This is a genomic window from Streptomyces sp. NPDC050842, from assembly GCF_044456565.1.
Taxonomy (GTDB): Bacteria; Actinomycetota; Actinomycetes; order Streptomycetales; family Streptomycetaceae; genus Streptomyces.
Genome location: NZ_JBITGA010000003.1, coordinates 219,483 through 239,459, shown reverse-complemented (window position 1 = coordinate 239,459; position 19,977 = coordinate 219,483). Strand labels below are relative to the sequence as shown.

19 protein-coding genes and 1 tRNA gene are annotated in these 19,977 nt (G+C 72.8%); 10 read left to right on the top strand and 10 right to left on the bottom strand.

Translation table 11 applies throughout. The features are described from left to right. Nucleotides 1-21: 21 nt before the first annotated feature. Together ACIBG6_RS10330 and glmS are read left to right on the top strand one after the other, a co-directional pair. Nucleotides 22-297: a hypothetical protein gene (locus tag ACIBG6_RS10330; RefSeq protein WP_399222148.1), complete on the top strand. Its 276-nt coding sequence runs from the start codon at nt 22-24 to the stop codon at nt 295-297. A 56-nt stretch (nt 298-353) separates the two neighbouring features. Further along, complete coding sequence (gene glmS, locus ACIBG6_RS10325) at nt 354-2,171, top strand: glutamine--fructose-6-phosphate transaminase (isomerizing) (protein WP_399222147.1); 1,818 nt, start codon at nt 354-356, stop codon at nt 2,169-2,171. Between the two features lie 130 nt (nt 2,172-2,301). On the opposite strand, the gene ACIBG6_RS10320 is transcribed toward glmS, so the two are convergent. After that, on the bottom strand, nt 2,302-2,868 hold the full coding sequence (locus ACIBG6_RS10320) for a GPR1/FUN34/YaaH family transporter (RefSeq protein WP_329623300.1): 567 nt from the start codon (nt 2,866-2,868) through the stop codon (nt 2,302-2,304). A 164-nt stretch (nt 2,869-3,032) separates the two neighbouring features. Further along, complete coding sequence (locus ACIBG6_RS10315; protein ID WP_024758120.1) at nt 3,033-3,554, bottom strand: universal stress protein; 522 nt, start codon at nt 3,552-3,554, stop codon at nt 3,033-3,035. Nucleotides 3,555-3,897: 343 nt separating this feature from the next. On the opposite strand from ACIBG6_RS10315, the gene ACIBG6_RS10310 reads away from it, so the two are divergent. From ACIBG6_RS10310 to ACIBG6_RS10295, 4 genes are all read left to right on the top strand, one after another. Continuing rightward, on the top strand, nt 3,898-4,344 hold the full coding sequence (locus ACIBG6_RS10310; protein WP_399222146.1) for a hypothetical protein: 447 nt from the start codon (nt 3,898-3,900) through the stop codon (nt 4,342-4,344). 409 nt (nt 4,345-4,753) lie between these two features. After that, on the top strand, nt 4,754-5,923 hold the full coding sequence (locus tag ACIBG6_RS10305; protein ID WP_399222145.1) for a helix-turn-helix domain-containing protein: 1,170 nt from the start codon (nt 4,754-4,756) through the stop codon (nt 5,921-5,923). 124 nt (nt 5,924-6,047) lie between these two features. After that, nucleotides 6,048-6,650, top strand: coding sequence for an oligoribonuclease (orn, locus tag ACIBG6_RS10300; protein ID WP_399222144.1), 603 nt, complete (start codon nt 6,048-6,050; stop codon nt 6,648-6,650). Between the two features lie 116 nt (nt 6,651-6,766). Then, nucleotides 6,767-6,839, top strand: a tRNA-His gene (locus tag ACIBG6_RS10295). Nucleotides 6,840-6,908: 69 nt separating this feature from the next. Here the strand turns inward: ACIBG6_RS10295 and ACIBG6_RS10290 are convergent. Both ACIBG6_RS10290 and ACIBG6_RS10285 read right to left on the bottom strand, forming a co-directional pair. After that, nucleotides 6,909-8,249, bottom strand: coding sequence for an endo-1,4-beta-xylanase (locus tag ACIBG6_RS10290; RefSeq protein WP_399222143.1), 1,341 nt, complete (start codon nt 8,247-8,249; stop codon nt 6,909-6,911). Next, nucleotides 8,234-10,882, bottom strand: a complete 2,649-nt coding sequence (locus ACIBG6_RS10285) for a cellulose binding domain-containing protein (RefSeq protein ID WP_399222142.1) — start codon at nt 10,880-10,882, stop codon at nt 8,234-8,236. The genes ACIBG6_RS10290 and ACIBG6_RS10285 overlap by 16 nt, the downstream gene beginning before the upstream one ends. A 190-nt stretch (nt 10,883-11,072) precedes the next feature. On the opposite strand from ACIBG6_RS10285, the gene ACIBG6_RS10280 reads away from it, so the two are divergent. Next, complete coding sequence (locus tag ACIBG6_RS10280; protein ID WP_399222141.1) at nt 11,073-11,288, top strand: hypothetical protein; 216 nt, start codon at nt 11,073-11,075, stop codon at nt 11,286-11,288. A gap of 74 nt (nt 11,289-11,362) precedes the next feature. Next, nucleotides 11,363-11,839, top strand: coding sequence for a nuclear transport factor 2 family protein (locus ACIBG6_RS10275; RefSeq protein ID WP_399222140.1), 477 nt, complete (start codon nt 11,363-11,365; stop codon nt 11,837-11,839). 71 nt (nt 11,840-11,910) lie between these two features. Here ACIBG6_RS10275 and ACIBG6_RS10270 read toward each other — a convergent pair whose 3' ends face one another. From ACIBG6_RS10270 to ACIBG6_RS10260, 3 genes are all read right to left on the bottom strand, one after another. Continuing rightward, nucleotides 11,911-13,464 carry a cellulose binding domain-containing protein gene (locus ACIBG6_RS10270; RefSeq protein ID WP_399222139.1) on the bottom strand — a complete coding sequence of 518 codons (1,554 nt, stop codon included), beginning with the start codon at nt 13,462-13,464 and terminating at the stop codon, nt 11,911-11,913. A gap of 178 nt (nt 13,465-13,642) precedes the next feature. Beyond that, the gene (locus ACIBG6_RS10265) at nt 13,643-15,055 is read right to left on the bottom strand and encodes an ATP-binding protein (protein WP_399222138.1); all 1,413 of its coding nucleotides are present in this window, start codon (nt 15,053-15,055) and stop codon (nt 13,643-13,645) included. Next, on the bottom strand, nt 15,052-15,753 hold the full coding sequence (locus tag ACIBG6_RS10260; RefSeq protein WP_055643319.1) for a response regulator transcription factor: 702 nt from the start codon (nt 15,751-15,753) through the stop codon (nt 15,052-15,054). Before ACIBG6_RS10260 ends, ACIBG6_RS10265 begins: the two co-directional genes overlap by 4 nt. Nucleotides 15,754-15,840: 87 nt before the next feature. Here ACIBG6_RS10260 and ACIBG6_RS10255 point away from each other — a divergent pair, with 87 nt between their 5' ends. Beyond that, complete coding sequence (locus ACIBG6_RS10255; RefSeq protein ID WP_399222137.1) at nt 15,841-16,446, top strand: hypothetical protein; 606 nt, start codon at nt 15,841-15,843, stop codon at nt 16,444-16,446. A 15-nt stretch (nt 16,447-16,461) separates the two neighbouring features. Here the strand turns inward: ACIBG6_RS10255 and ACIBG6_RS10250 are convergent, their stop codons facing one another. After that, complete coding sequence (locus ACIBG6_RS10250) at nt 16,462-17,337, bottom strand: spermidine synthase (protein WP_399222136.1); 876 nt, start codon at nt 17,335-17,337, stop codon at nt 16,462-16,464. A 36-nt stretch (nt 17,338-17,373) separates the two neighbouring features. Next, nucleotides 17,374-17,820, bottom strand: a complete 447-nt coding sequence (locus tag ACIBG6_RS10245) for a hypothetical protein (protein WP_399222135.1) — start codon at nt 17,818-17,820, stop codon at nt 17,374-17,376. Between the two features lie 224 nt (nt 17,821-18,044). On the opposite strand from ACIBG6_RS10245, the gene ACIBG6_RS10240 reads away from it, so the two are divergent. Then, on the top strand, nt 18,045-19,331 hold the full coding sequence (locus tag ACIBG6_RS10240; RefSeq protein WP_399222134.1) for a tetratricopeptide repeat protein: 1,287 nt from the start codon (nt 18,045-18,047) through the stop codon (nt 19,329-19,331). 13 nt (nt 19,332-19,344) lie between these two features. Here ACIBG6_RS10240 and ACIBG6_RS10235 read toward each other — a convergent pair whose 3' ends face one another. Continuing rightward, entirely contained in the window at nt 19,345-19,938 is a 594-nt protein-coding gene (locus ACIBG6_RS10235) for a histidine phosphatase family protein (protein ID WP_399222133.1), read from the bottom strand. Between the last annotated feature and the right edge of the window lie 39 nt (nt 19,939-19,977).

Genomic DNA, 19,977 nt, shown 5'->3' with positions numbered 1-19,977 from the left:
GGTACCCCTCAGTATTCACGGGTGCTCGAACGCCGCCCGTCGCATGACGACCTCGTCGACCATCTGGTCCGCAGCACCGCGCTCCAGCGCGGTGAGGCCGCCCGGGTGGTACTCGACGTGCTGGCGTACTTCGACGAGACGACCGAGGAGTTCGTCCGCCGCCGCCACCGCGAACTGCAGTCCGGCGGGTCCGTGAACGCCGAGATCTTCGAACGGATCTCGGCGGAACTGCCCCACCGGGCAGTGGCGCCACCGGAGCTCTCGCTCCGGCAGCTGCGCCGCATCGTCTACGGCTGAGCACGGCCGAGCGCGGCCGAGCAGCACCATCGTCTACCTGGAGGGGTTTCACCTTTATGTGCGGAATTGTCGGTTACATCGGAAAGCGCGACGTCGCCCCGCTGCTCCTCGAGGGCCTGGCGCGTCTGGAGTACCGGGGATACGACTCCGCCGGCATGGTCATCACCAGCCCGAAGGCCACCGGCCTGAAGATGGTGAAGGCCAAGGGCCGCGTCCGGGACCTCGAAGCCCGCGTCCCCAAGCGCTTCTCCGGCACCACCGGCATCGCCCACACCCGCTGGGCCACCCACGGTGCCCCCAGCGACGTGAACTCGCACCCGCACCTGGACCCCGAGAACAAGGTCGCGGTCGTCCACAACGGCATCGTGGACAACGCCCAGGAGCTGCGCGCGAAGCTGGAGGCCGACGGCGTCGTCTTCGCCTCCGAGACGGACACCGAGGTCATCACCCACCTCATCGCCCGCTCCCAGGCCGACACCCTCGAGGAGAAGGTCCGCGAGGCGCTCAAGGTCATCGAGGGCACCTACGGCATCGCCGTGATGCACGCCGACTTCAATGACCGCATCGTGGTGGCCCGCAACGGCTCCCCGGTCATCCTCGGCATCGGCGAGAAGGAGATGCTCGTCGCCTCCGACGTCGCCGCCCTGATCGCCCACACCCGCCAGGTCGTCACCCTCGACGACGGCGAGATGGCCACCCTCAAGGCCGACGACTTCCGCACCTACACGACCTCGGGCGCGTCCACCACCGCCACCCCGGAGACCGTCGAGTGGGAGGCCGCCTCCTACGACATGGGCGGCCACGACACGTTCATGCACAAGGAGATCTCCGAGCAGCCCGACGCGGTCGACCGCGTGCTGCGCGGCCGGATCGACGACCGCTTCTCCACCGTGCACCTGGGCGGCCTGAACCTCGACGCCCGCGAGGCCCGCACCATCCGCCGCATCAAGATCCTCGGCTGCGGCACCTCGTACCACGCCGGCCTCATCGGCGCGGGGCTCATCGAGTCCCTGGCCCGCATCCCCGCCGACGCCGAGCCGGCCTCGGAGTTCCGCTACCGCAACCCGGTCGTGGACCCCGACACCCTCTACATCGCCGTCTCCCAGTCCGGTGAGACCTACGACGTGCTCGCCGCCGTCCAGGAGCTCAAGCGCAAGGGCGCCCGCGTCCTCGGCGTCGTGAACGTCGTCGGCTCCGCCATCGCCCGCGAGGCCGACGGCGGCGTGTACGTCCACGCCGGCCCCGAGGTCTGCGTCGTCTCCACCAAGTGCTTCACCAACACGGTCACCGCCTTCGCGCTGCTCGCCCTGCACCTGGGCCGCATCCGCGACCTGTCCGTCACCGACGGCAAGCGGATCATCGAGGGCCTGCGCAAGCTGCCCGCGCAGATCAGCGAGATCCTCGAGACCGAGGACGAGATCAAGAAGATCGCCGCGGAGTACGCGGGCGCCCAGTCGATGATGTTCATCGGCCGCGTCCGGGGCTACCCGGTGGCCCTGGAGGCCTCCCTCAAGCTGAAGGAGATCTCCTACATCCACGCCGAGGCGTACCCGGCCTCCGAGCTGAAGCACGGCCCGCTCGCCCTCATCGAGCCGGCCCTGCCGACGGTCGCGATCGTCCCCGACGACGACCTGCTGGAGAAGAACCGCGCCGCCCTGGAGGAGATCAAGGCCCGCAGCGGCCGCATCCTCGCGGTCGCGCACCAGCCGCAGGCGAAGGCCGACCACACCATCGTCGTGCCGAAGAACGAGGACGAGCTGGACCCGATCCTCATGGGCATCCCGCTCCAGCTCCTCGCCTACCACACGGCGCTCGCCATGGGCCGCGACATCGACAAGCCGCGCAACCTGGCCAAGTCCGTCACGGTCGAGTAGCAGCCGGTCGGGGCCTGTCCCCCCGACCCGCACCGCACCGCCGGGCCTGTCCCCCGGCGGTTCGACCGGACACGAAAGAGGTCCCTGTCGCACACCCAGGTGCGACAGGGACCTCTCTCCTTCTCGTGAGTTACCCCGCGGCCGGGGCGCTCGTGCCCGCCGAGCGCCGGAGGGCCGTCGGCCAGCCCGCCACCGCGGCCGTGGCGCCGTACCAGGCGACGAGACCCCCGACGGCCGCGACCCAGCCGCCCGCCTTCGCCAGACCGCCGTTGTCGGCCAGCGCGCCGATGCCGATCAGCAGCAGCGCGACGAACAGCAGCCCGTACACGCCCTGTCCGAACAGCCCGCTCCCCGACGCGGCCATGGTCAGCGTGAGCGCGAGGAGCGCCCACAGGAGCATGAAGAGCCCGACGGCGTCCGCCGAGGCCCCGCCCCCGACGGCGGTCCCCCAGGTGAACCAGAAGGCGCCGAGTGCGGTGTACGCCGTGCCCTCGCCGGTGCTGCCGCCGCGCAGGGCGATCAGTCCGACGAGGAAGAGCGCCACCCCGCCGACCCAGGTGGCGAGGCCCGCGGCATCCGCTGCCGCGACGTTGTCGATGACACCCGTCCCGCCCAGCCCGAAGGCCAGCAGGGTCAGTCCGAGTGCGAGGTTGCCGAGAGTGGAAGTGCTGTTCCCCGCGGCGACTTCGTTGTCCACGGCGGGCTCCCTTCAGGAGTGCAGTCGTGCTGCGTGAGCTGCTGTGATCCGGTGAACCTTATCTACCCTTCACAAGCGCACAATTCACCTGAGGAAGGCCGAATTTATGGCCGGTTGGCGCCAGTTGGGGACTGGATCACAGGAGCGAGCCGCCGCGAAGGGGCCTACGGGATGACGATCACGGGCCGCTGGGCGCGGCGCGCGAGGCGGCCGGCCACCGAGCCGAAGATCCGGCCGACGATCCCGTGCGTGGAGCCGACCACGATCGCGTCGGCCGAGTACTCGCGGCCGACCTCCTCCAGCTCGTGGCAGATGTCGCCGCCGCGCTCGACGAGGATCCACGGCACCTCGGAGAGGTGCTCGGCGCAGGCCAGCTCGAGACCGAGGACCTCGGTGCGGTGATCCGGTACGTCGACGAAGACCGGCGGCTCGCAGCCGGCCCACACCGTCGTCGGCAGCCGGTTGGCCACGTGCACGATGATCAGGCCGGAGCCGGAGCGGCGGGCCATGCCGATGGCGTACGCGAGGGCTCGCTCACTGGACGTGGAGCCGTCGAAACCGACGACCACCCCGTGCCGGAAGGCCGGGTCGCAGGAGTGGCGTGGCTGTTCTACCGCGAGGGGGTCGACCGTGGAGTCGGCGACGCGCTTGCGGTCCGCGGGTTCGGGGAATTCGTGACCGGCCATCGGTGTCTCGGCGAAGGGAGTCCTCGTGGGAAGGGACGGGGAAAGGAGGGGACGGAACAACGGGTGGCGGCGGAGCTGTGTCCGGGAATCATCTTCCCAAGCCCATACCCCCAAGGGTACGGCGACACTCCTCTCCTGCCCAGAGCCCGCCGTGCCACTCCCCGGCGTTCGCCCCGCTCTCGCGTGGCGTCCCAGGGAGCATGCCCGAGGGGTTCGCGATCTGGCAATGCCGGTTGTGCCCTACAGGCGTCGGTACGGGGGCCAAACGGACGTCGCGCACAGTGACCGGAACGTTCCGCTCCTCGTTGCCACAGGTCCAGCCCCCGTCGCAGGGAGACCGCCCGTGCCCGCACCATCGACCGCCGCCGGCCAGACCCCCACCGGCTCCACCCCCGCACCCGCGCTCGGCTCGCCCCGCGGCCGTCGCCGGGCGCCCGCCGCCCCGGCGGGCCCCTCCCCGACCGCCTCCGCGACCGCAACCGCGATCACCACCCCGATCACCACGGCGACCGCCTCGGCGGACCCGGGCCGGGAGAACCGGGAAAGAGGAGCGGGCTCCGGGGCGGGCTCCTGGGCGGGAACCGCCGATCCCGCCGGTGACGTCGTCCGATGGGCGGTCTTCTGCTGCGTCCTCGTACCCGTGGTGCTCGTCGTCTTCGGCACCTCGCTCGGCGGGGCCGCCGGGACCGCGCTGGGACTCGTCTCGGTGACGGCGGCGTGCCGGGTGCTGCTGCGCCGCGCGGAGCGCGGACTCCAGGCCGAAACGGCACGAACCGGGCGCCGGAACTGACCCGAGGACCGGCCCGACCCCCTTCGAGTTGACAGGTTCGTACACCCGAACCCATATGTTTTCAGCCAACTTCCATTCGTCGGCGAGTCCTTGGCGGAACGGTTGGCCAACCCCGGCGCCGACAGCCCCCGAAGCCCCGAATCACGGCCCCGCACCCTACGCTCACGGGGTGTTCGCGGCGCTGCCCCTTCCCTTGACGGCCGTCAGGTGGAACGCTTCGCGATCGATCGCTTCGCGCCAAGTGGCCTTGTCGACAATCCACCGGATGGAGAACTTGTCACGCCGGCGCCACGGGACGCAGTAGATTCGATCATGGGTACCGAAGACTGGGGTCTCGTGCAAAACCGAGGGGAAACGTGCAGGAGCGACACGACCAGGGAGACGCGAACACCGAGGGGGGCTTAGCGTCATGAGCCAGGACTCCGCCGTAACGGAGGTCGCACGGAAGCTGTCCGGACGCCGCCGCCGTGAAGTCGTCGCAGTGCTTTTGTTCAGCGGCGGCCCCATCTTCGAGAGCTCCATCCCGCTCTCCGTTTTCGGCATCGACCGGCAGGACGCGGGCGTGCCCCGCTACCGGCTGCTCGTCTGCGCCGGCGAGGACGGCCCGCTGCGCACCACCGGCGGTCTCGAACTCACCGCGCCATACGGCCTGGAGGCCATCGGCCGCGCCGGGACGGTCGTCGTGCCGGCCTGGCGGTCGATCACGTCGCCGCCACCGCCGGAGGCGCTCGAAGCGCTGCGCCGTGCCCACGAGGAGGGCGCGCGGATCGTCGGCCTCTGCACCGGGGCCTTCGTCCTCGCCGCCGCGGGCCTGCTCGACGGCCGGCCGGCGACGACGCACTGGATGTACGCGCCGACGCTCGCCAAGCGCTACCCGTCGGTCCACGTGGACCCGCGGGAGCTCTTCGTCGACGACGGCGACGTCCTCACCTCCGCCGGCACGGCGGCCGGAATCGATCTGTGTCTGCACATCGTGCGGACCGACCACGGCACCGAGGCCGCTGGCGCGCTGGCGCGCCGGCTGGTCGTCCCGCCGCGGCGCAGCGGCGGTCAGGAGCGCTACCTCGACAGGTCTTTACCAGAAGAGATCGGCGCCGACCCGCTGGCCGAGGTCGTCGCCTGGGCGCTGGAGCACCTCCACGAGCAGTTCGACGTGGAGACCCTGGCCGCGCGCGCGTACATGTCACGGCGGACCTTCGACCGCCGGTTCCGCTCGCTGACGGGCTCCGCCCCGCTCCAGTGGCTGATCACGCAGCGGGTGCTCCAGGCACAGCGGCTGCTCGAGACCTCCGACTACTCGGTCGACGAGGTCGCGGGCAGGTGCGGCTTCCGTTCGCCGGTGGCGCTGCGCGGCCACTTCCGGCGCCAGCTCGGCTCGTCGCCGGCGGCCTACCGGGCGGCGTACCGGGCCAGGCGGCCGCAGGGCGAGGTCGGCACCGCGGTGCTCGACCCGGTCATGCCCGTCCAGGTCGCCGCCGGCATGCGGCGCCCGGCCTCCTCGCTGGAGCCGGGGAAGGCGCACGCGGACGCCTACGCTCCCGGCCGCCCCTCACTGCCGGGCCAGCGCAGCGCGCCGTGACGCCGTAACACCGACCCGCGCGGCCACAAGCGGCGCACCGCAGGACCGACGGGCGTCCGGGGACACCTCCCCCGGGCGCCCGTCGGCCGCTTCCCCCGGGAAGAACAGCACCTAAGGTGGACGCATGAACGATCGCATGGTGTGGATCGACTGCGAGATGACCGGGCTCTCGCTGACGGACGACGCACTCATCGAGGTGGCCGCACTGGTCACCGACTCGGAACTGAACGTGCTCGGCGACGGGGTGGACATCGTGATCCGCCCGCCGGACGCGGCCCTGGAGACCATGCCCGAGATCGTGCGCCAGATGCACACGGCCTCGGGGCTCCTCGACGAGCTCGCCGGCGGCACCACGCTCGCCGACGCGGAGGCCCAGGTCCTCGCGTACATCCGCGAGCACGTCAAGGAGCCCGGCAAGGCGCCGCTGTGCGGGAACTCGGTCTCCACGGACCGCGGCTTCCTCGCCCGGGACATGCCCGCCCTGGAGAGCCACCTGCACTACCGGATCGTCGATGTCTCCTCGGTCAAGGAGCTGGCCCGCCGCTGGTACCCGAGGGCGTACTTCAACAGTCCGGAGAAGAACGGCAACCACCGGGCACTCGCCGACATCCGCGACTCCATCACGGAGCTGCGCTACTACCGCGAGGCGGTCTTCGTCCCGCAGCCCGGGCCTGACTCGGAGACCGCGAAGCGGATCGCCGCGCGCCACTCCGCGCCCGCGGAGTAGACCCCGCCCGAACGGGGTCGCTCGCGTCCGGAATCAATGCGGGCGCGAGCACCCCCCAGGACCCTGTAGACTTCTTCTCGGCCGGTCGGGGAAACCCGAGAAAAACGCCGGTCATGGTGGGTATAGCTCAGACGGTAGAGCACCTGGTTGTGGTCCAGGATGTCGCGGGTTCGAGTCCCGTTACTCACCCTGAAGGCCGAGGCCCCGGTTCGGAAGAACCGGGGCCTCGGTCGTTTTCGTATGTCGCCGGAGTCGCCCCTAGGAGCAGCTGAAGGCCGTCGGGGGCGGGTTGGTGCCCGACCACGTGCCGTTGAAGCCGAAGGCCGTCGAGCCGCCCGGCGGGACCGTCGCGTTGTACGCGAGGTGCGTCGCCGTCACCTCCGTCCCGGTCTGCGTCGCCGTGGTGTTCCAGGCCTGGGTGAGCCGCTGGCCGGCCGGATAGGACCAGCGGACGGTCCAGCCGTCCAGCGGGGTCGTACCCGTGTTCCGGACGGTGACCTGCGCCGTGAAGCCGCCCGTCCACTGGCTCGTGACCGCGTACGTGACGGAGCACACACCCGGGGCGGGCGGGGTGACCGGGGCGAGCGCCTCGGCGATCCCGGCGCGGGCGGGCTTCGGGGCGAGGCCCTCGTCGTACGGGGTGGCCGCGCCCTGACCGGGGAAGAAGTCCGGGATCCAGGAGTCGGCGTCGGTGAAGCCCCAGACGGTGACGCCCGCGCAGCGGGTGACGGCCAGGCAGGCGCGCAGGACGGAGGCGTAGTCGGCCTTCTGCCGCGCGAGCTTCGCGTCGGTCGCGGGCAGGGTCATGCGGATGTCGAGCTCGGTGATCGCCACGTCCACGCCGAGCTCGGCGAAGCGGCGCAGGTTGGCCTCCAGGGAGGCGGGGACCTGGCCGAGGACGAGATGGGCCTGGAAGCCGACGCCGTCGACCGGGACGCCCTGGGCGAGGAGCCGCTTCACCAGGGCGTACATGCCGTCGCTCTTCGCGCCGATCCCGTCGGTCGAGTAGTCGTTGAGGTAGAGCTTCGCGGCCGGGTCGGCGGCCCGGGCGGCGCGGAAGGCGTCGGCGAGGTACGACTCGCCGAGCGTCGCGCCGAAGACGGACTGCCGGAGGGTGCCGTCCTCGTTCAGGGGCTCGTTGACGACGTCCCAGTGGTCGATCCGGCCCTTGTAGCGGCCGGCCTCGGCGGCGATGTGGTCGGTCATCAGGGTGCGGAGCTCGTCGGCGGTCCAGGTGCCGCCCGTCACCCAGGACGGCAGCTGGCTGTGCCAGACGAGGGTGTGGCCGCGGACGCGCTGGCCGTGGGCCTCGGCGAAGTCGACGACCCGGTCGGCGCCGGTCCAGTCGTACGTGCCTCGGGTGCGTTCGACGGAGCCCCACTTCATCTCGTTGCCGGGGGTGACCGAGTCGAACTGGGCGGCGGCGACGTCCGCGTACCCGCCGGTGAGTCTCCCGCCGGTGACGGCGGTGCCGAGGTAGACGCCCCGGGCCTGGGCGAGGTCCCGGAGCGGGGCGTCGGCGGCGGCTGCCGGAGCGGCGGGGGTGAGGGTGAGGGCGGCGGCGAGGAGGGCCGTCGTGGCGATCAGGCGACGGAGCACGTCGCACCTCCGAGGGTGAAGGCGGCCGGTACGGGGTTGGTGCCGGTCCAGGTGCCGGTGAAGCCGAAGGAGGCGGAGGCTCCGGCGGCGACGGGGCCGTTCCAGCCGACGTTCTGCGCGGTGACGGCGGTCCCCGTCTGGGCCGGGCCGGCGTTCCACATCTGGCCGATCCGCTGCCCGGCGGGGAACTCCCAGCCGAGCTTCCAGCCGGTCCAGGCGGTGGCGGAGGTGTTGGTCAGGGTGACGTCGGCCTGGAAGCCGCCCTGCCACTGGTTGGTGACCTTGTAGGCGACCTTGCAGGTGCCGGAGGGCGCGGGCGGGTCTGTGGGGTCGGTGCCGCCGCCGGTCTCCGTCGTGTCGCCGTAGATGATGCCGCGGCCGTTGGTGGAGACATACACGCGGCCGTAGACCCGGGGGTCGCCGGTGATCGCGCCGCCGGTCCAGCCCCATTGACGGGCGTCGTCGTTGATCCGGACCCAGCTCGCGCCCGCGTCGGTGGAGCGGAAGACGCCCCGTACGCCGCCGATCTTCGCGCTCGTGTAGAGCGCGGGGTACGCGGCGCCGGGTGCGGCCTTGCCGAAGCCGATCGTGTCGGCCTGCTCGACGCCGGAGACCCGGGCGAAGGTCGCGCCGCCGTCGGTGGAGTGCCAGAGGCCGTACGTGGAGTCGGGGGCGCCGCCGGCGAACCAGAGGTCGCCCTTCGTGCCGGGGACGGCCTTGAAGCGGGCGTTGCCCTTGGCCGGGAGGCCGGTGGCGCGGGCGGTGAAGGTCGCGCCGCCGTCCGTGCTGGCGTAGAAGGTGCCGTCCTTGAAGCCGTAGAAGGCCTTCGGGTCGACGCGGTCGGACTCGACGGTCGCGCCGGCGGGGATGCCGGTGGAGGCGGTCCAGGCTCCTCCGGTGCCGGTGTGGACTCCGGTGCCGTCCGGGCTCCACACGTAACGGCTGCCGTCGGCGGACGCGGCGACCGTGCCGCCGCCGGTGACGCCCGAAGGCTCCTGCCCTGCGGACCAGTTGGCGCCGTTGTCGGTGGAGAACGCGACGTGCGGTCCGCCGTCGAGGTGGCCGGCGCGGACGACGACGTCCGGGTTCGTCTCGGCGTAGTCGAGGCTGGTCGTGGAGGTGAAGTTCGGGGAGGTGAACATCATCGACGGGACAGCGGTGAGGTCCGTGTGGCGGAAGCCGCCGATGTCGCCGAGGGCGCTGATCAGCGGGGCTCCGGAGGGCGGGGAGGCCAGGTCGAGGACGGCGGTCTCCTCGAGTCCCTTCACCATGGGCCTGATCGTGAAGTTCGTGCCGGTGTCCCACTTGGTGAGTTCCTGGGTGCCGTAGATCGTGGCGCCGGTGCCGTACATCATGCGGTTCGAGTCGAAGGGGTCGATCTCCAGGGCCTCGGTCATCCAGCCGAGCTTCGGGGTCTGTTCGGGCGGGGCCGGGTCGGCGCCCCAGGTGAGCCAGGGGACGGAGGAGACGTCCATCGTGTAGCGGTTGGCGCGGGTGGGGTACGAGGTGTAGTCCCAGGCCTTGCTCCAGGTGGAGCCGGAGTCGGTGGAGCGGAAGATCTGGGTGTCCGGCCACCAGGAGCTGTAGGCGGAGACCATGACCGTGCCGGGCCGCTGCCGGTCGACGGTGAGGCCGCTGAAGCCGTGGAAGGTGTCGGCCTCGGCGACGGGGCTGATGTTCGTCCACGCGCCGGTGGCGGTGGCGTACCGCCAGACCTGGCCCTTGCCGCCGTCGTACGGTCCCGCCGTGTCGCTGTACGCGAGGTAGAGGTAGCCGTTCTCCGCGTCGAGGACGCCCTTGTGGGCGAGGTACCCGGTGGGCTGGCCGGGCAGCCGGGTCCAGGTGGCGCCGGCGTCGGTGGAGCGGTAGACGGCGTTCTCCTTGTCGCCCACGCCGACGTAGATCGTGCCGGTCGCGGTCCCGGGGGTGCCCGTGGACTCGTCGAAGGTGACCCAGACGATGCCCTGCTCGTCGGAGTTGTAGCCGCTGGTGTCGGTCGGGTCCTGCTGGTAGGCGCCGGGGTTGGTGAAGGTGGTGACCTTCGACCAGGTGACGCCGGAGTCGGTGGAGCGCCACAGGCCGTTGCCGCTCGGCGCGCCGAGGTAGAGGACGCTGTTCTCGTGGGGGTCGACGGCGAGGCGTTCGCCCATGCCGCGGCCGGGCATGTTGCCGCCGAGCTTGAAGGGGAGGTCGGTGCGCTGCCAGGTGGCGCCGCGGTCGGCGGAGCGGAGGACGGCGCCGTTGCCGGGGTCCCAGTCGTTCGTGTACGTGCCGACCGCCGCGTACAGCCGGTCGGGGTCGACGGTGTCGGAGGCGAGGCCGACGACTCCGGTGTGGCCCCAGTGGTCCCAGTCGACGGAGTCGAGGAGCGGGGTCCAGGAGGAGGCGGCCTGGTTCCAGCGGTAGACGCCGCCGATGTCGGTGCGGGCGTAGACGAGGTCCTTCTCGGTCCGGTTGAAGACGATGCCGGGGACGAAGCCGCCGCCGTCGATCCGGACGTTCTTCCAGGTGTACGAAGATGCCGCCGCGGCCGTGGGCACGGGCGTCTCCGGGGCCGCGGTCGCGGGGACCGCTCCCGCGAGGAGGCCCGCCGTCAGGGCGAGCCCCGCGAGGAGGTGGCGTGTTCTGCGCATGGGTATCCCGTCGACGATTGAATGGGAGCGCTCCCACTATTGAGTCGGGGTCAGAACACGGTCAAGGTCCGGGAGTCGTCGAAGACGTTCGACGACGCGGGGATGGGGGCGTGGTGCGTGCGGGTGACTTCCGCCCGGCCCGACGAACTGCCCCCCGCTGCCCGGGGCGGGCGTCCCCGCGCGGGAGCCGGTGGACGGGAGCGGACGGCGGATCACGCTCACGGTCGGGGTGTTCGGCACGTTCGGCCTCCAGGAGGCCGGGCTCTACGACACGTACATGCGGATCCACCCGGACATCGCGGTCCGGCAGACCTCCCTCACCCGCAACGACGTCTACCACCCGCAGCTGCTCACCCACCTCACCACCGGCTCCTACACGGAGGAGTGGAAGGCCTCGCGGGCGTAGGGCGCAGGTCGGCGAGCGAGGTCGACGTCCGACAGCCGCCAGCGTGATCCGCCTTGGGCGATCACGCTGGCGGCATGACGACTCCCTCCACCCCAGAGATCACGAACGCCGCCGCCACGGACTCGGCGGCCGTCCTGACCGGTATGTACGCGGCGGAGGCCGCCTATCTGGCGGCCGGAGGCCCCGGCAGGGCCTCCTTCGCACCGCTCGCCCCCTACTTCGCGCCCGACGTCGTCCTCCACCAGGCCGCCGCCCTGCCGTACGGCGGGACCTGGCGCGGGCACGCGGGCGTGGAGCGCTTCTTCCTCACGATGAGCCGGGTGTGGGAGTCCTTCGACATGACGGAGCAGGAGTTCCTCGCCACGGGCCCGACCGCGGTGGTCCTCACGCGCGTGCGTGCCCGCGCCCGTGCCACCGGCCGCGAGCTGACCTTCCCGATCCTGCAGACGATCACCGTGCGGGACGGCCGGATCGCCGAGGTCAGGCCCTTCTACTGGGACACCGCGGCGATCGCCGACGCCTGCGCGCCGCGGCCGGCGCCGGCCGGGTAGGGGTGCGCGCCCCGGCCGGCGGTGGGGTGGTTCCGGCCGGGGCGCGCGGTGTGGGGGGCCTGAGGGCCTGCCTACTTGTAGGCGGCGAAGGCCTTCGTGAAGGCCAGGGGCTGCTGGAGGATCGAGGAGCAGGTGGCGTCGGCGTGGTTCACGGCGCCGGCGGCGCACTGCTTGTCACGGGTCGAGGACCACATCGAGAGCCAGCCGAGTCCCTTCGACTTCGCGAAGTCGACGAGCTGTGTGGCGTCGTCGACCCGGAAGATCTCGGTGGTGACGTCGTTGACGCCGATCATCGGGGTGACGGCGACGGCCTTCCAGGCGGCCGCGTCGGAGAGCCCGAGGACTCCCTTGACCTGGGCCTGGGTCGCGGTCGCGGCCTGGATCGCGTACGTGCCCATGTCCGCGCTGTACGCCGGGCCGTAGTCCATCGCCATGATGTTGACGGCGTCGACGCGGACGCCGTTCTTCTTCGCGTCGACGAGCAGGGCCACGCCCGGCTGCGTCAGGCCCTCGGGCATGACCGGCAGGGTGAAGGAGACGTTCAGGCCGGGGTGGGTCTGCTGGAGCTGGGCGATCGCCTGGGAGCGGCGGGTGTTGGCGGCCGTGTCCGGCAGGGCGGCGCCCTCGACGTCGAAGTCGACCTTGGTCAGTTTGTACTGGTCGATGACCTTGCCGTACGCGGCGGCGAGTGCCGAGGACGACGAGCAGTTCAGGGCCAGCTCGTGGCCGGCGGCGCCGCCGAAGGAGACGCGGACGTCACCGCCCTTGGCGCGCAGGGCGCCGATCTGGGCCGCGACCTTGTCGTTCGCGAGGTCGGTGACCCCGCCCCAGAGCGGGGCGCAGGAGCCGCCGGAGGTGATGAAGGCGAGGTTGAACTCCTTCACGCCGGTGGCGTCGGCGGTCGCGAGCAGGTCGTACGTCGGGTAGAGCGAGGTGTCGACGTACGGGGCGTACTTGGCGGCGGTGCCGGGCGCGCCGGTCGCGGTCGGCGTCGGGGTGGGCGCCGTGGTGGGGGGCGTGGTGGCGGTCGCCGTGGGGGTCGGCTTCACGGTGGCCGTCGCGGTGGCGGTGGCCGTGGCCGTCGGAGTCGGCTTCACGGTGGCCGTGGCCGTGGCTGTCGCCGTCGGCTTCGGGGAGGCGGTCGCGGTCGGCTGGTCGGTGGGGCGGCCGCTGGGGGTGGGGGCGGGGCCTCCGGCGGAGCAGGCGGCCTTGTTGATGAGGCAGCCGGTCGGGTCGCCCGCCGCGCCCGCGGCGGAGGTCACGAAGCCGACGGTGACGGACTGGCCGGGGCCGAGCTGCTTGTTCCAGCTCGCGGGCTTCACGGTGACGTGGCCGCCGGAGACGGTGTGCTCGCCGTTCCAGAGGGAGCCGATGGTCGTCCCGGCCGGGAGGTCGAACTCCAGGGTCCAGTCGGACTGGGCGGTGGTCGTCTCGTTGGTGACGACGTACTGGCCGGTGTAGCCGCCGGTCCAGGCGCTGGTCCGGGTGTACGCGGCGCCGACGGCGGCGGCCTGCGCGGTCCCGCCGAGCGCGAAGGCGGCGCCGCCGGCGATCGCCGCAGCGACGACCGCTCCGACGACCTTGGTCCTGGTGCTCGCCCTGCGCCGGTGCGAACTGGTGCCCATCGGTGCCTGCCTCTGTGTGCCGGGGTGTGGGGGTGGTGGGGTGCGGCAGCACGCTAGCGACTGGGAAACGGACAAATGGCCGCGATCGGGCCGGGGTTGGGATTCTTAGGCTCCGCTTAAGGAAGGCATCGGAAACACGAAAGGTTCGACCCCGACGGGGCTCAGGCGTCGGGAGGATTCAGGCGTCGGCTGCGCGCCGGGTGCCCGTGCCGCCACCGCGACGGCGGCGGGCCGGGCGGTGGCCGCGGCGGCCCGTCGTGGTGCCCGAGCGGCGCCCGTCGAGCCCGATCCAGACGCGGACCTCGGTGCCCCCGAGGACGGAGTGCCCGATGGCGACGTCTCCCCCGGTCGCCTCCGCCATCCGCCGCACGATGTCCAGGCCGAGGCCCGTCGAGCCGGGCCTGCCGCCGCTGTTGCCGCGGGCCAGGGCGGCGGCGGGGTCGGCGATGCCGGCGCCCGCGTCGGAGACCAGGACGATGACGGCGTCGTCGCCGTTGTGGACGTCGATGGAGAAGGCGGTGCCCTCGGGGGTGTGCCGGAAGACGTTGCCGAGCAGGGCGTCGAGGGCGGCGACGAGTTCGGGGCGGGCCACCGGGATGCGTACCGGACGTTCGACGCCCGCGACCCGTACCCGCCGGCCCTCGTCCTCGGCGAGCGCCGACCAGAAGTCCATCCGCGCACGGACCACCTCGGCGGCGTCGCAGCCGGCGCCGGGGCCGGTCGCCTGGGTCTGCGGCTTCGCCTCCCGGGCCGTACGGATGATGATGTCGACCTCGCGCTCCAGCTGTTCGACGGCCGCGCGGGTCTGCTCGGCGGCGGGTCCCGAGCCGAGCGAGGCCGTGTTGAGCCGCAGCACGGTCAGCGGGGTGCGGAGCCGGTGGGAGAGGTCGGCGGCGAGCTCGCGTTCGTTGGCGAGGAGCTGGACGACCTGGTCGGCCATCGAGTTGAAGGCGACGGCCGCCGACTTGAGCTCCGGCGGGCCTTCCTCGGGGACCCGCGCGCCGAGCCGGCCCTCGCCGAGGTCGTGGGCGGCGCCCGCGAGCCGCTGGGCGGGCCGGACCATGCGGACGCCGAGCCGGTCGGCGACGGCGACGGAGCCGACGATCAGGGCGATGCCGACCCCCGCGAGGACGAGCCAGGCGGTGGCGACGCCGTTGGTGACCTCGCCCTCGGGGACGAAGAGTTCGACGACGGCGACCTGACCGCTGCTGATCGCGGTGGGCTGGAGCAGCGCGAAGCCGCCCGGCACCTCGGCGATGGAGGCGCGGCCGAGCCGGCGGGTGGCGGCGAGCTCCTCGGCGTCGGCCCTGCGGGTGCCGATCTCCAGCGCGGTCCCGCCCGGCTCCGCGGCGGGCACGTGGACGGCGAGCCGTCCGGCGGCCCCGTCCTCGGTGGTGGCGACGGCCTTGTCCAGCTCCTCGCGGTCGGTGGTGATCGCGAGGACGGGGGCGAGCCCGGCGGCCCGCCGTTCGGCGTTGGAGAAGGCCCGGTCGCGGGCCATCTCCTTGACGACGAGCCCGAGGGGTACGGCGAAGGCGACGACGACCATGACGGTGACGGCCAGCGACACCTTGACGAGCGCCCACCTCACGGCTGCGGCTCCCGGGGCGGCTCCAGCTTCACGCCCACCCCGCGCAGGGTGTGCAAGTAGCGGGGCCGCGCGGCCGTTTCGCCCAGTTTCCGCCGCAGCCATGACAAATGCACGTCGATGGTCTGGTCGTCCCCGTAGGACTGCTGCCACACCTCGGCGAGCAGCTCCTTGCGCGGGACGACCACGCCGGGCCGCCCGGCGAGGAACGCCAGCAGGTCGAACTCGCGCCGGGTGAGGTCCAACGGCGCCCCGTCCAGCTCCGCCTGACGGCGCAGCGGATCGACGGTCAGGCCACCGACCCGGATGACCCGCGGCGGCGGCGCCTCGCCCGCGGCGGACCGCGCCCGGCGCAGGACGGCGGCCATGCGGGCCGAGAGGTGGTCCACCGAGAAGGGCTTCACGAGGTAGTCGTCCGCGCCGGCGTGCAGGAGCCGTACGATCTCGGCCTCGTCGTCCCGGGCGGTCGCGATGATCACCGGTACGTCGGTGATCCCGCGCAGCATCTTGAGCGCCTCGGACCCGTCCAGGTCGGGCAGTCCGAGGTCGAGGATGACCACGTCGAAACGGAAATGGGCGACCTCGCGCAACGCCTCCAGAGCCGTCCCGACGCTCCGTACCGTGTGGGAGGCCTCGGAGAGCTGGCGGATGAGGGCGGAGCGCACGAACTGGTCGTCCTCGACCACGAGCACACTTGCCATGGGCCGCACCGTACGCCATTCGGGGGAACGGGTGAGCAATCCACACCCTCCCGTACTCCCCCTCACAGGGTGGTGCACTATGGGCCGGTGCGAAGAGGACTCGTTCACGCCCTGGCCTGGTCGCTCGCCACCGGCGCGGCGGTCACCCTGTCCTGGTGGGGAGTGCACACGGTGCTGTCCGGCACGGTCTACGACCCTCCGCGCGCGCTGCCGCTCCCGGTCGGCGCCACCGAGGTCGCACCGGGCACCTCCGGCAGCGATCCGCTGGCCTCCTCGACGCACCGGGCCGAGCCCCCGGCGACCTCGCCGCCGTCCCGCAAGCCCACGCCGAGCGAGGACCGCACGACGTCCGCCGCCCCGCCGTCGACACCCGCTTCGCCGCCCTCCGACGGGCCGGAGTCCACGCCGGCGACACCCCCCGCCACCACGGCCGCGCCCGCCACGAGCCCCGCGCCCACCACCGCGTCCTCGGTGAAGAGCTACCCGGTCGACGGCGGCCGGGTCACCTTCGACCTCGGCGAGACGTCGGCCGAGCTGGTCTCGGCGACGCCCGCGTCGGGCTGGCAGATGCAGGTGTGGAAGCAGCCGACCTGGATCCGGGTCACCTTCACCAAGGACGGCCGCGAGCTCTCGGTCTTCTGCCTGTGGCACGACAGCGCGCCCCGCGTGGAGATCGAGGACCGCACGGCCTGAGAGGCCTCGGCGGCCTCAGCGGAAGACGGACGCGGGCGGTACGGGCGAGGGCTTGGCGCTCGCGTCGGTGACCGGGGCCGCCCCGCCGGCGAAGTCGGCGAGCTCCCGTCCGTGCTCCACCCGGCCCGGGTGCGGATCGGTGGCGACCCGGCGGGTCAGCTCGGCCACCGGCAGCTCTCGGTCGGAGGCGAGCAGCACGGCGTTGCCGAAGCGGCGGCCGCGCAGCACCGTGGGGTCGGCGGTCAGCGCCAGTTCGGGGAAGACGGCGGCGGCCGTGGCGATCTGGCCGCGCAGATGGGTCAGGGGCGGGCCGTCGGCGAGGTTCGCCGCGTAGAAGCCGCCGGGGCGCAGGACCCGCCGCACCTCGCCGAGGAACTCGGTGCTGGTCAGATGGGCCGGGGTGCGGGCCCCGCTGAACACGTCGGCGATGACGAGGTCCGCCCAGCCGTCCTGCACCTTGGCGAGTCCGGCGCGGGCGTCGGTGGAACGTACACGGATGCGGGCCCCGGCGTCGAGGGGTAGTTCACGGCGGACGAACTGGACCAGGGGCCCGTCGAGTTCGACGATCTGCTGGGTGGAGCGGGGGCGGGTGGCGGCGACGTAGCGGGCGAGGGTGAAGGCGCCGCCGCCGAGGTGCACGACCTGGAGCGGCCGGTTCGGCGGGGCGGCGAGGTCGGCGATGTGGCCGAGGCGCCGCTGGTACTCGAAGGAGAGGTGGGCCGGGTCGTCGAGGTCGACGTGCGACTGCGGGGCGCCGTCGATGAGGAGCGTCCAGGCGCGCGGGCGCTCCCGGTCGGGTATGAGTTCGGCGAGCCCGCCGTCGACGGTCTCGACGACGGAGGCGGCGGACGCCGCCCGGTCGCGCTGTTTGTTCCTGGCCACGTGCCCCATTATCCGGGCATGCCCGGCTGGGCACCGCCCCGTGGCTCAGTGGCAGCCGTCGGCCGCCTCGATCAGCCGGGCCGCCTCGCCGAGCGCCTCGCGCAGGACGACGGGGTCGGTGACGGGGTCGGTGTCCTTCGGCGGCAGCAGCCAGCCGGCGGGGCGGGGGGTGTCGCCCGTCGGTTCGGGGAGTTCCGGCAGCTCGGGGAGGCGGAGGCCGCGCCCCGAGGTCCGCGTACACGCGCTGCCCGGCATGTCCCAAGCGGCGGCCGTGCCCGGCGGGACCAGGAAGCCGAGGGTGTCGCAGGCCCCGTCGTGCACGACCGGGCCGACCGCGGGGGTGCTGCCGCGGCGCAGGATGTCGACGGCCTCCAGGCCCTGCCGGACCGGCACGGTCACCAGGTCCCAGGGCTCCGCGGGGGGCTGGGGGGTGGTGCCGGCGTCCGGGGCGGGCGCGTGCCACGTGGCCGACTGCGAACCGATCTCCGACATGGGACGCCTCCTCGCTCCAGAGGAGACACGTTCCGTCTCTCCCTTACGGTTCAACGCCCGTGCGCGTCAACGGCTACGGCGCCATGCCGCTGCAAAGGATGGCAGTTCATGGCAGATCGCAGGCGAGATATCCGATTTGTAGCCAAACTCAGCGTACGCATCCGGTCACAGCAGGTACGTTCTTGCCGCCGGACCACCCGGCAGCACCAGGAGAGGGCTCGGCCATGGCGATGTCACGGGCAGTTCCCAACCTCGCCTTCCGCCGGCTCCGCGGACAGCACTCGCCGGCGGAGTTCGCCGCGGCTGTCCGCCGGGCGGCGCGGGAGATCGGCGAACAGGTCGCGTGCGACGCCCGCTACATCGGGCGCGTGGAAGCGGGCGAGATCCGCTGCCCCAACTACGCGTACGAGCGGGTCTTCCTGCACATGTTCCCCGGACTCGGCCTCTCCGACCTGGGCTTCTCCGCGCGGGAGACGGTACGCGGCCGGCGGCAGCCGGTCGCGGCCGGGGCTCCGCCTCCCGTCGCGATCTCGACCCGGAACGATGAGGAGAGCGACGTGCTGCGTCGCGCATTCATGACGAGCGGCTCCGCCACCCTGGCGGCCGCCTCGCTGGGACTCGGCGGCCCCGCCGTCGCGATCCCCGCCCCCCGCGGCAGCCACCGAATCGGCGAGACCGAGGTCCGGGCCGTGGAGGAGGCCGTACGGCAGATCCGTCTGCTCGACGACCGGCACGGCGCCGACGGGCTCTACAAGGTGGCCGCGCAGCCCCTCCGTACCGCGTACGCGCTGCTCGACACGGGAACCATGACCCGTCGCTCCACCGAGGACCGGCTGCACGCGGGCGCCGGCGAGCTGTCCCTCTCCGTCGGCTGGCTCGCCCACGACTCGGGCCGCCACGAGGACGCGCGCTCGCACTACGCCGAGGCCCTCGCCACCGCGCGGTTCTCCGGGAACGCGGCCCTGGAGGCGCACGCCTTCTGCAACACGTCGTTCCTGGCCCGGGACACCGGCCGGTACCGCGAGGCGGTCCGGGCGGCCCAGGCGGGGCTGCGGGCCGCGCAGCCCCTCGACTCGGCCCGGCTGCTGTCGCTGCTGTCGCTGCGGGAGGCGGCCGCGTGGGCGGGGCTCGGCGACCGGTCCGCCTGCGAGCAGGCCCTCGGCCGCGCCCACGGGCACTTCGACCGGGGGCCCGCCGACGGCGACCCGGAGTGGATGTCGTTCTTCGGCGAGCCGGAGCGGGAGGCCCTGGAGGCCCAGTGCTGGGCGGCCCTCGGCGACTGGGGGCGCGCCGCCCGCCACGCCCACCGGGCGACGGTCCTGCAGAATCCGTACTTCGCCCGGAACCTCGCGCTCTACCGCGCCCACCTGGCCAAGGACCTGGCGCACGCCGGGCGCCCGGACGAGGCGGCGGCGGAGGCGAAGCGCGTCATGGACTCCCTCGACGGCATCGCCTCGGCCCGGATCCGCGGGATGCTCGCCGAGACGAGCCGGGTCCTCGCCGCGTACTGAGGGGCCCGGTGTCCTACTCCAGGTGCCCGGTGTCGTTCCAGCGCTCGATCGCCGGTGCGCCGTACGCCCAGCCCAGGACCGAGAGGCTCGTCGGGTCGAGGCGGATGCGGGACGCGAACGAGACGTCCTCGCCGAGCCAGCGCGCGCCGATCGAGCGCAGGATGTGGCCGTGGGCGAAGACCAGCACGTCACGGTCCGTGGAGCGGGCCCACTCCACGATCTCGTCGGCGCGGTCCGAGAGCTGTGCGAGCGACTCTCCCTCCGGGACGCCGTCGCGCCAGATCAGCCAGCCGGGGCGGATCGCCTGGATCTGGGCCGGGGTCATTCCCTCGTACGACCCGTAGTCCCACTCCATCAGCGCGTCCCACGGCTCGGCGCGGTCGCCGAATCCCGCGATGGCGCAGGTCTCGCTCGCGCGGACCAGCGGGCTGGTGCGCACCTCCACGTCGGGCAGTCCCTGCCAGGGTCCGCGGTGCAGCCGCTCGCCGAGCAGCTTCGCGCCGCGCCGGCCTTCGTCGAGCAGGGGGATGTCGGTCCTGCCGGTGTGCCGGCCGAGAAGCGACCACTCGGTCTGGCCGTGCCGGGCGAGCAGGATGCGCGGTGCCATGGGAAGGCTCTCCATTGGTTCACGGTGTGCGGACGTGCC

What these genes read in the sequence shown, in the direction of transcription:
- glmS (WP_399222147.1), top strand. Translation starts at nt 354, where the DNA reads ATGTGCGGAATTGTCGGTTACATCGGAAAGCGCGACGTCGCCCCGCTG.
- ACIBG6_RS10315 (WP_024758120.1), bottom strand. Translation starts at nt 3,554, where the DNA reads ATGGCCGGTCACGAATTCCCCGAACCCGCGGACCGCAAGCGCGTCGCC.
- ACIBG6_RS10305 (WP_399222145.1), top strand. Translation starts at nt 4,754, where the DNA reads ATGAGCCAGGACTCCGCCGTAACGGAGGTCGCACGGAAGCTGTCCGGA.
- orn (WP_399222144.1), top strand. Translation starts at nt 6,048, where the DNA reads ATGAACGATCGCATGGTGTGGATCGACTGCGAGATGACCGGGCTCTCG.
- ACIBG6_RS10285 (WP_399222142.1), bottom strand. Translation starts at nt 10,882, where the DNA reads ATGCGCAGAACACGCCACCTCCTCGCGGGGCTCGCCCTGACGGCGGGC.
- ACIBG6_RS10275 (WP_399222140.1), top strand. Translation starts at nt 11,363, where the DNA reads ATGACGACTCCCTCCACCCCAGAGATCACGAACGCCGCCGCCACGGAC.
- ACIBG6_RS10270 (WP_399222139.1), bottom strand. Translation starts at nt 13,464, where the DNA reads ATGGGCACCAGTTCGCACCGGCGCAGGGCGAGCACCAGGACCAAGGTC.
- ACIBG6_RS10260 (WP_055643319.1), bottom strand. Translation starts at nt 15,753, where the DNA reads ATGGCAAGTGTGCTCGTGGTCGAGGACGACCAGTTCGTGCGCTCCGCC.
- ACIBG6_RS10250 (WP_399222136.1), bottom strand. Translation starts at nt 17,337, where the DNA reads ATGGGGCACGTGGCCAGGAACAAACAGCGCGACCGGGCGGCGTCCGCC.
- ACIBG6_RS10245 (WP_399222135.1), bottom strand. Translation starts at nt 17,820, where the DNA reads ATGTCGGAGATCGGTTCGCAGTCGGCCACGTGGCACGCGCCCGCCCCG.
- ACIBG6_RS10240 (WP_399222134.1), top strand. Translation starts at nt 18,045, where the DNA reads ATGGCGATGTCACGGGCAGTTCCCAACCTCGCCTTCCGCCGGCTCCGC.
- ACIBG6_RS10235 (WP_399222133.1), bottom strand. Translation starts at nt 19,938, where the DNA reads ATGGCACCGCGCATCCTGCTCGCCCGGCACGGCCAGACCGAGTGGTCG.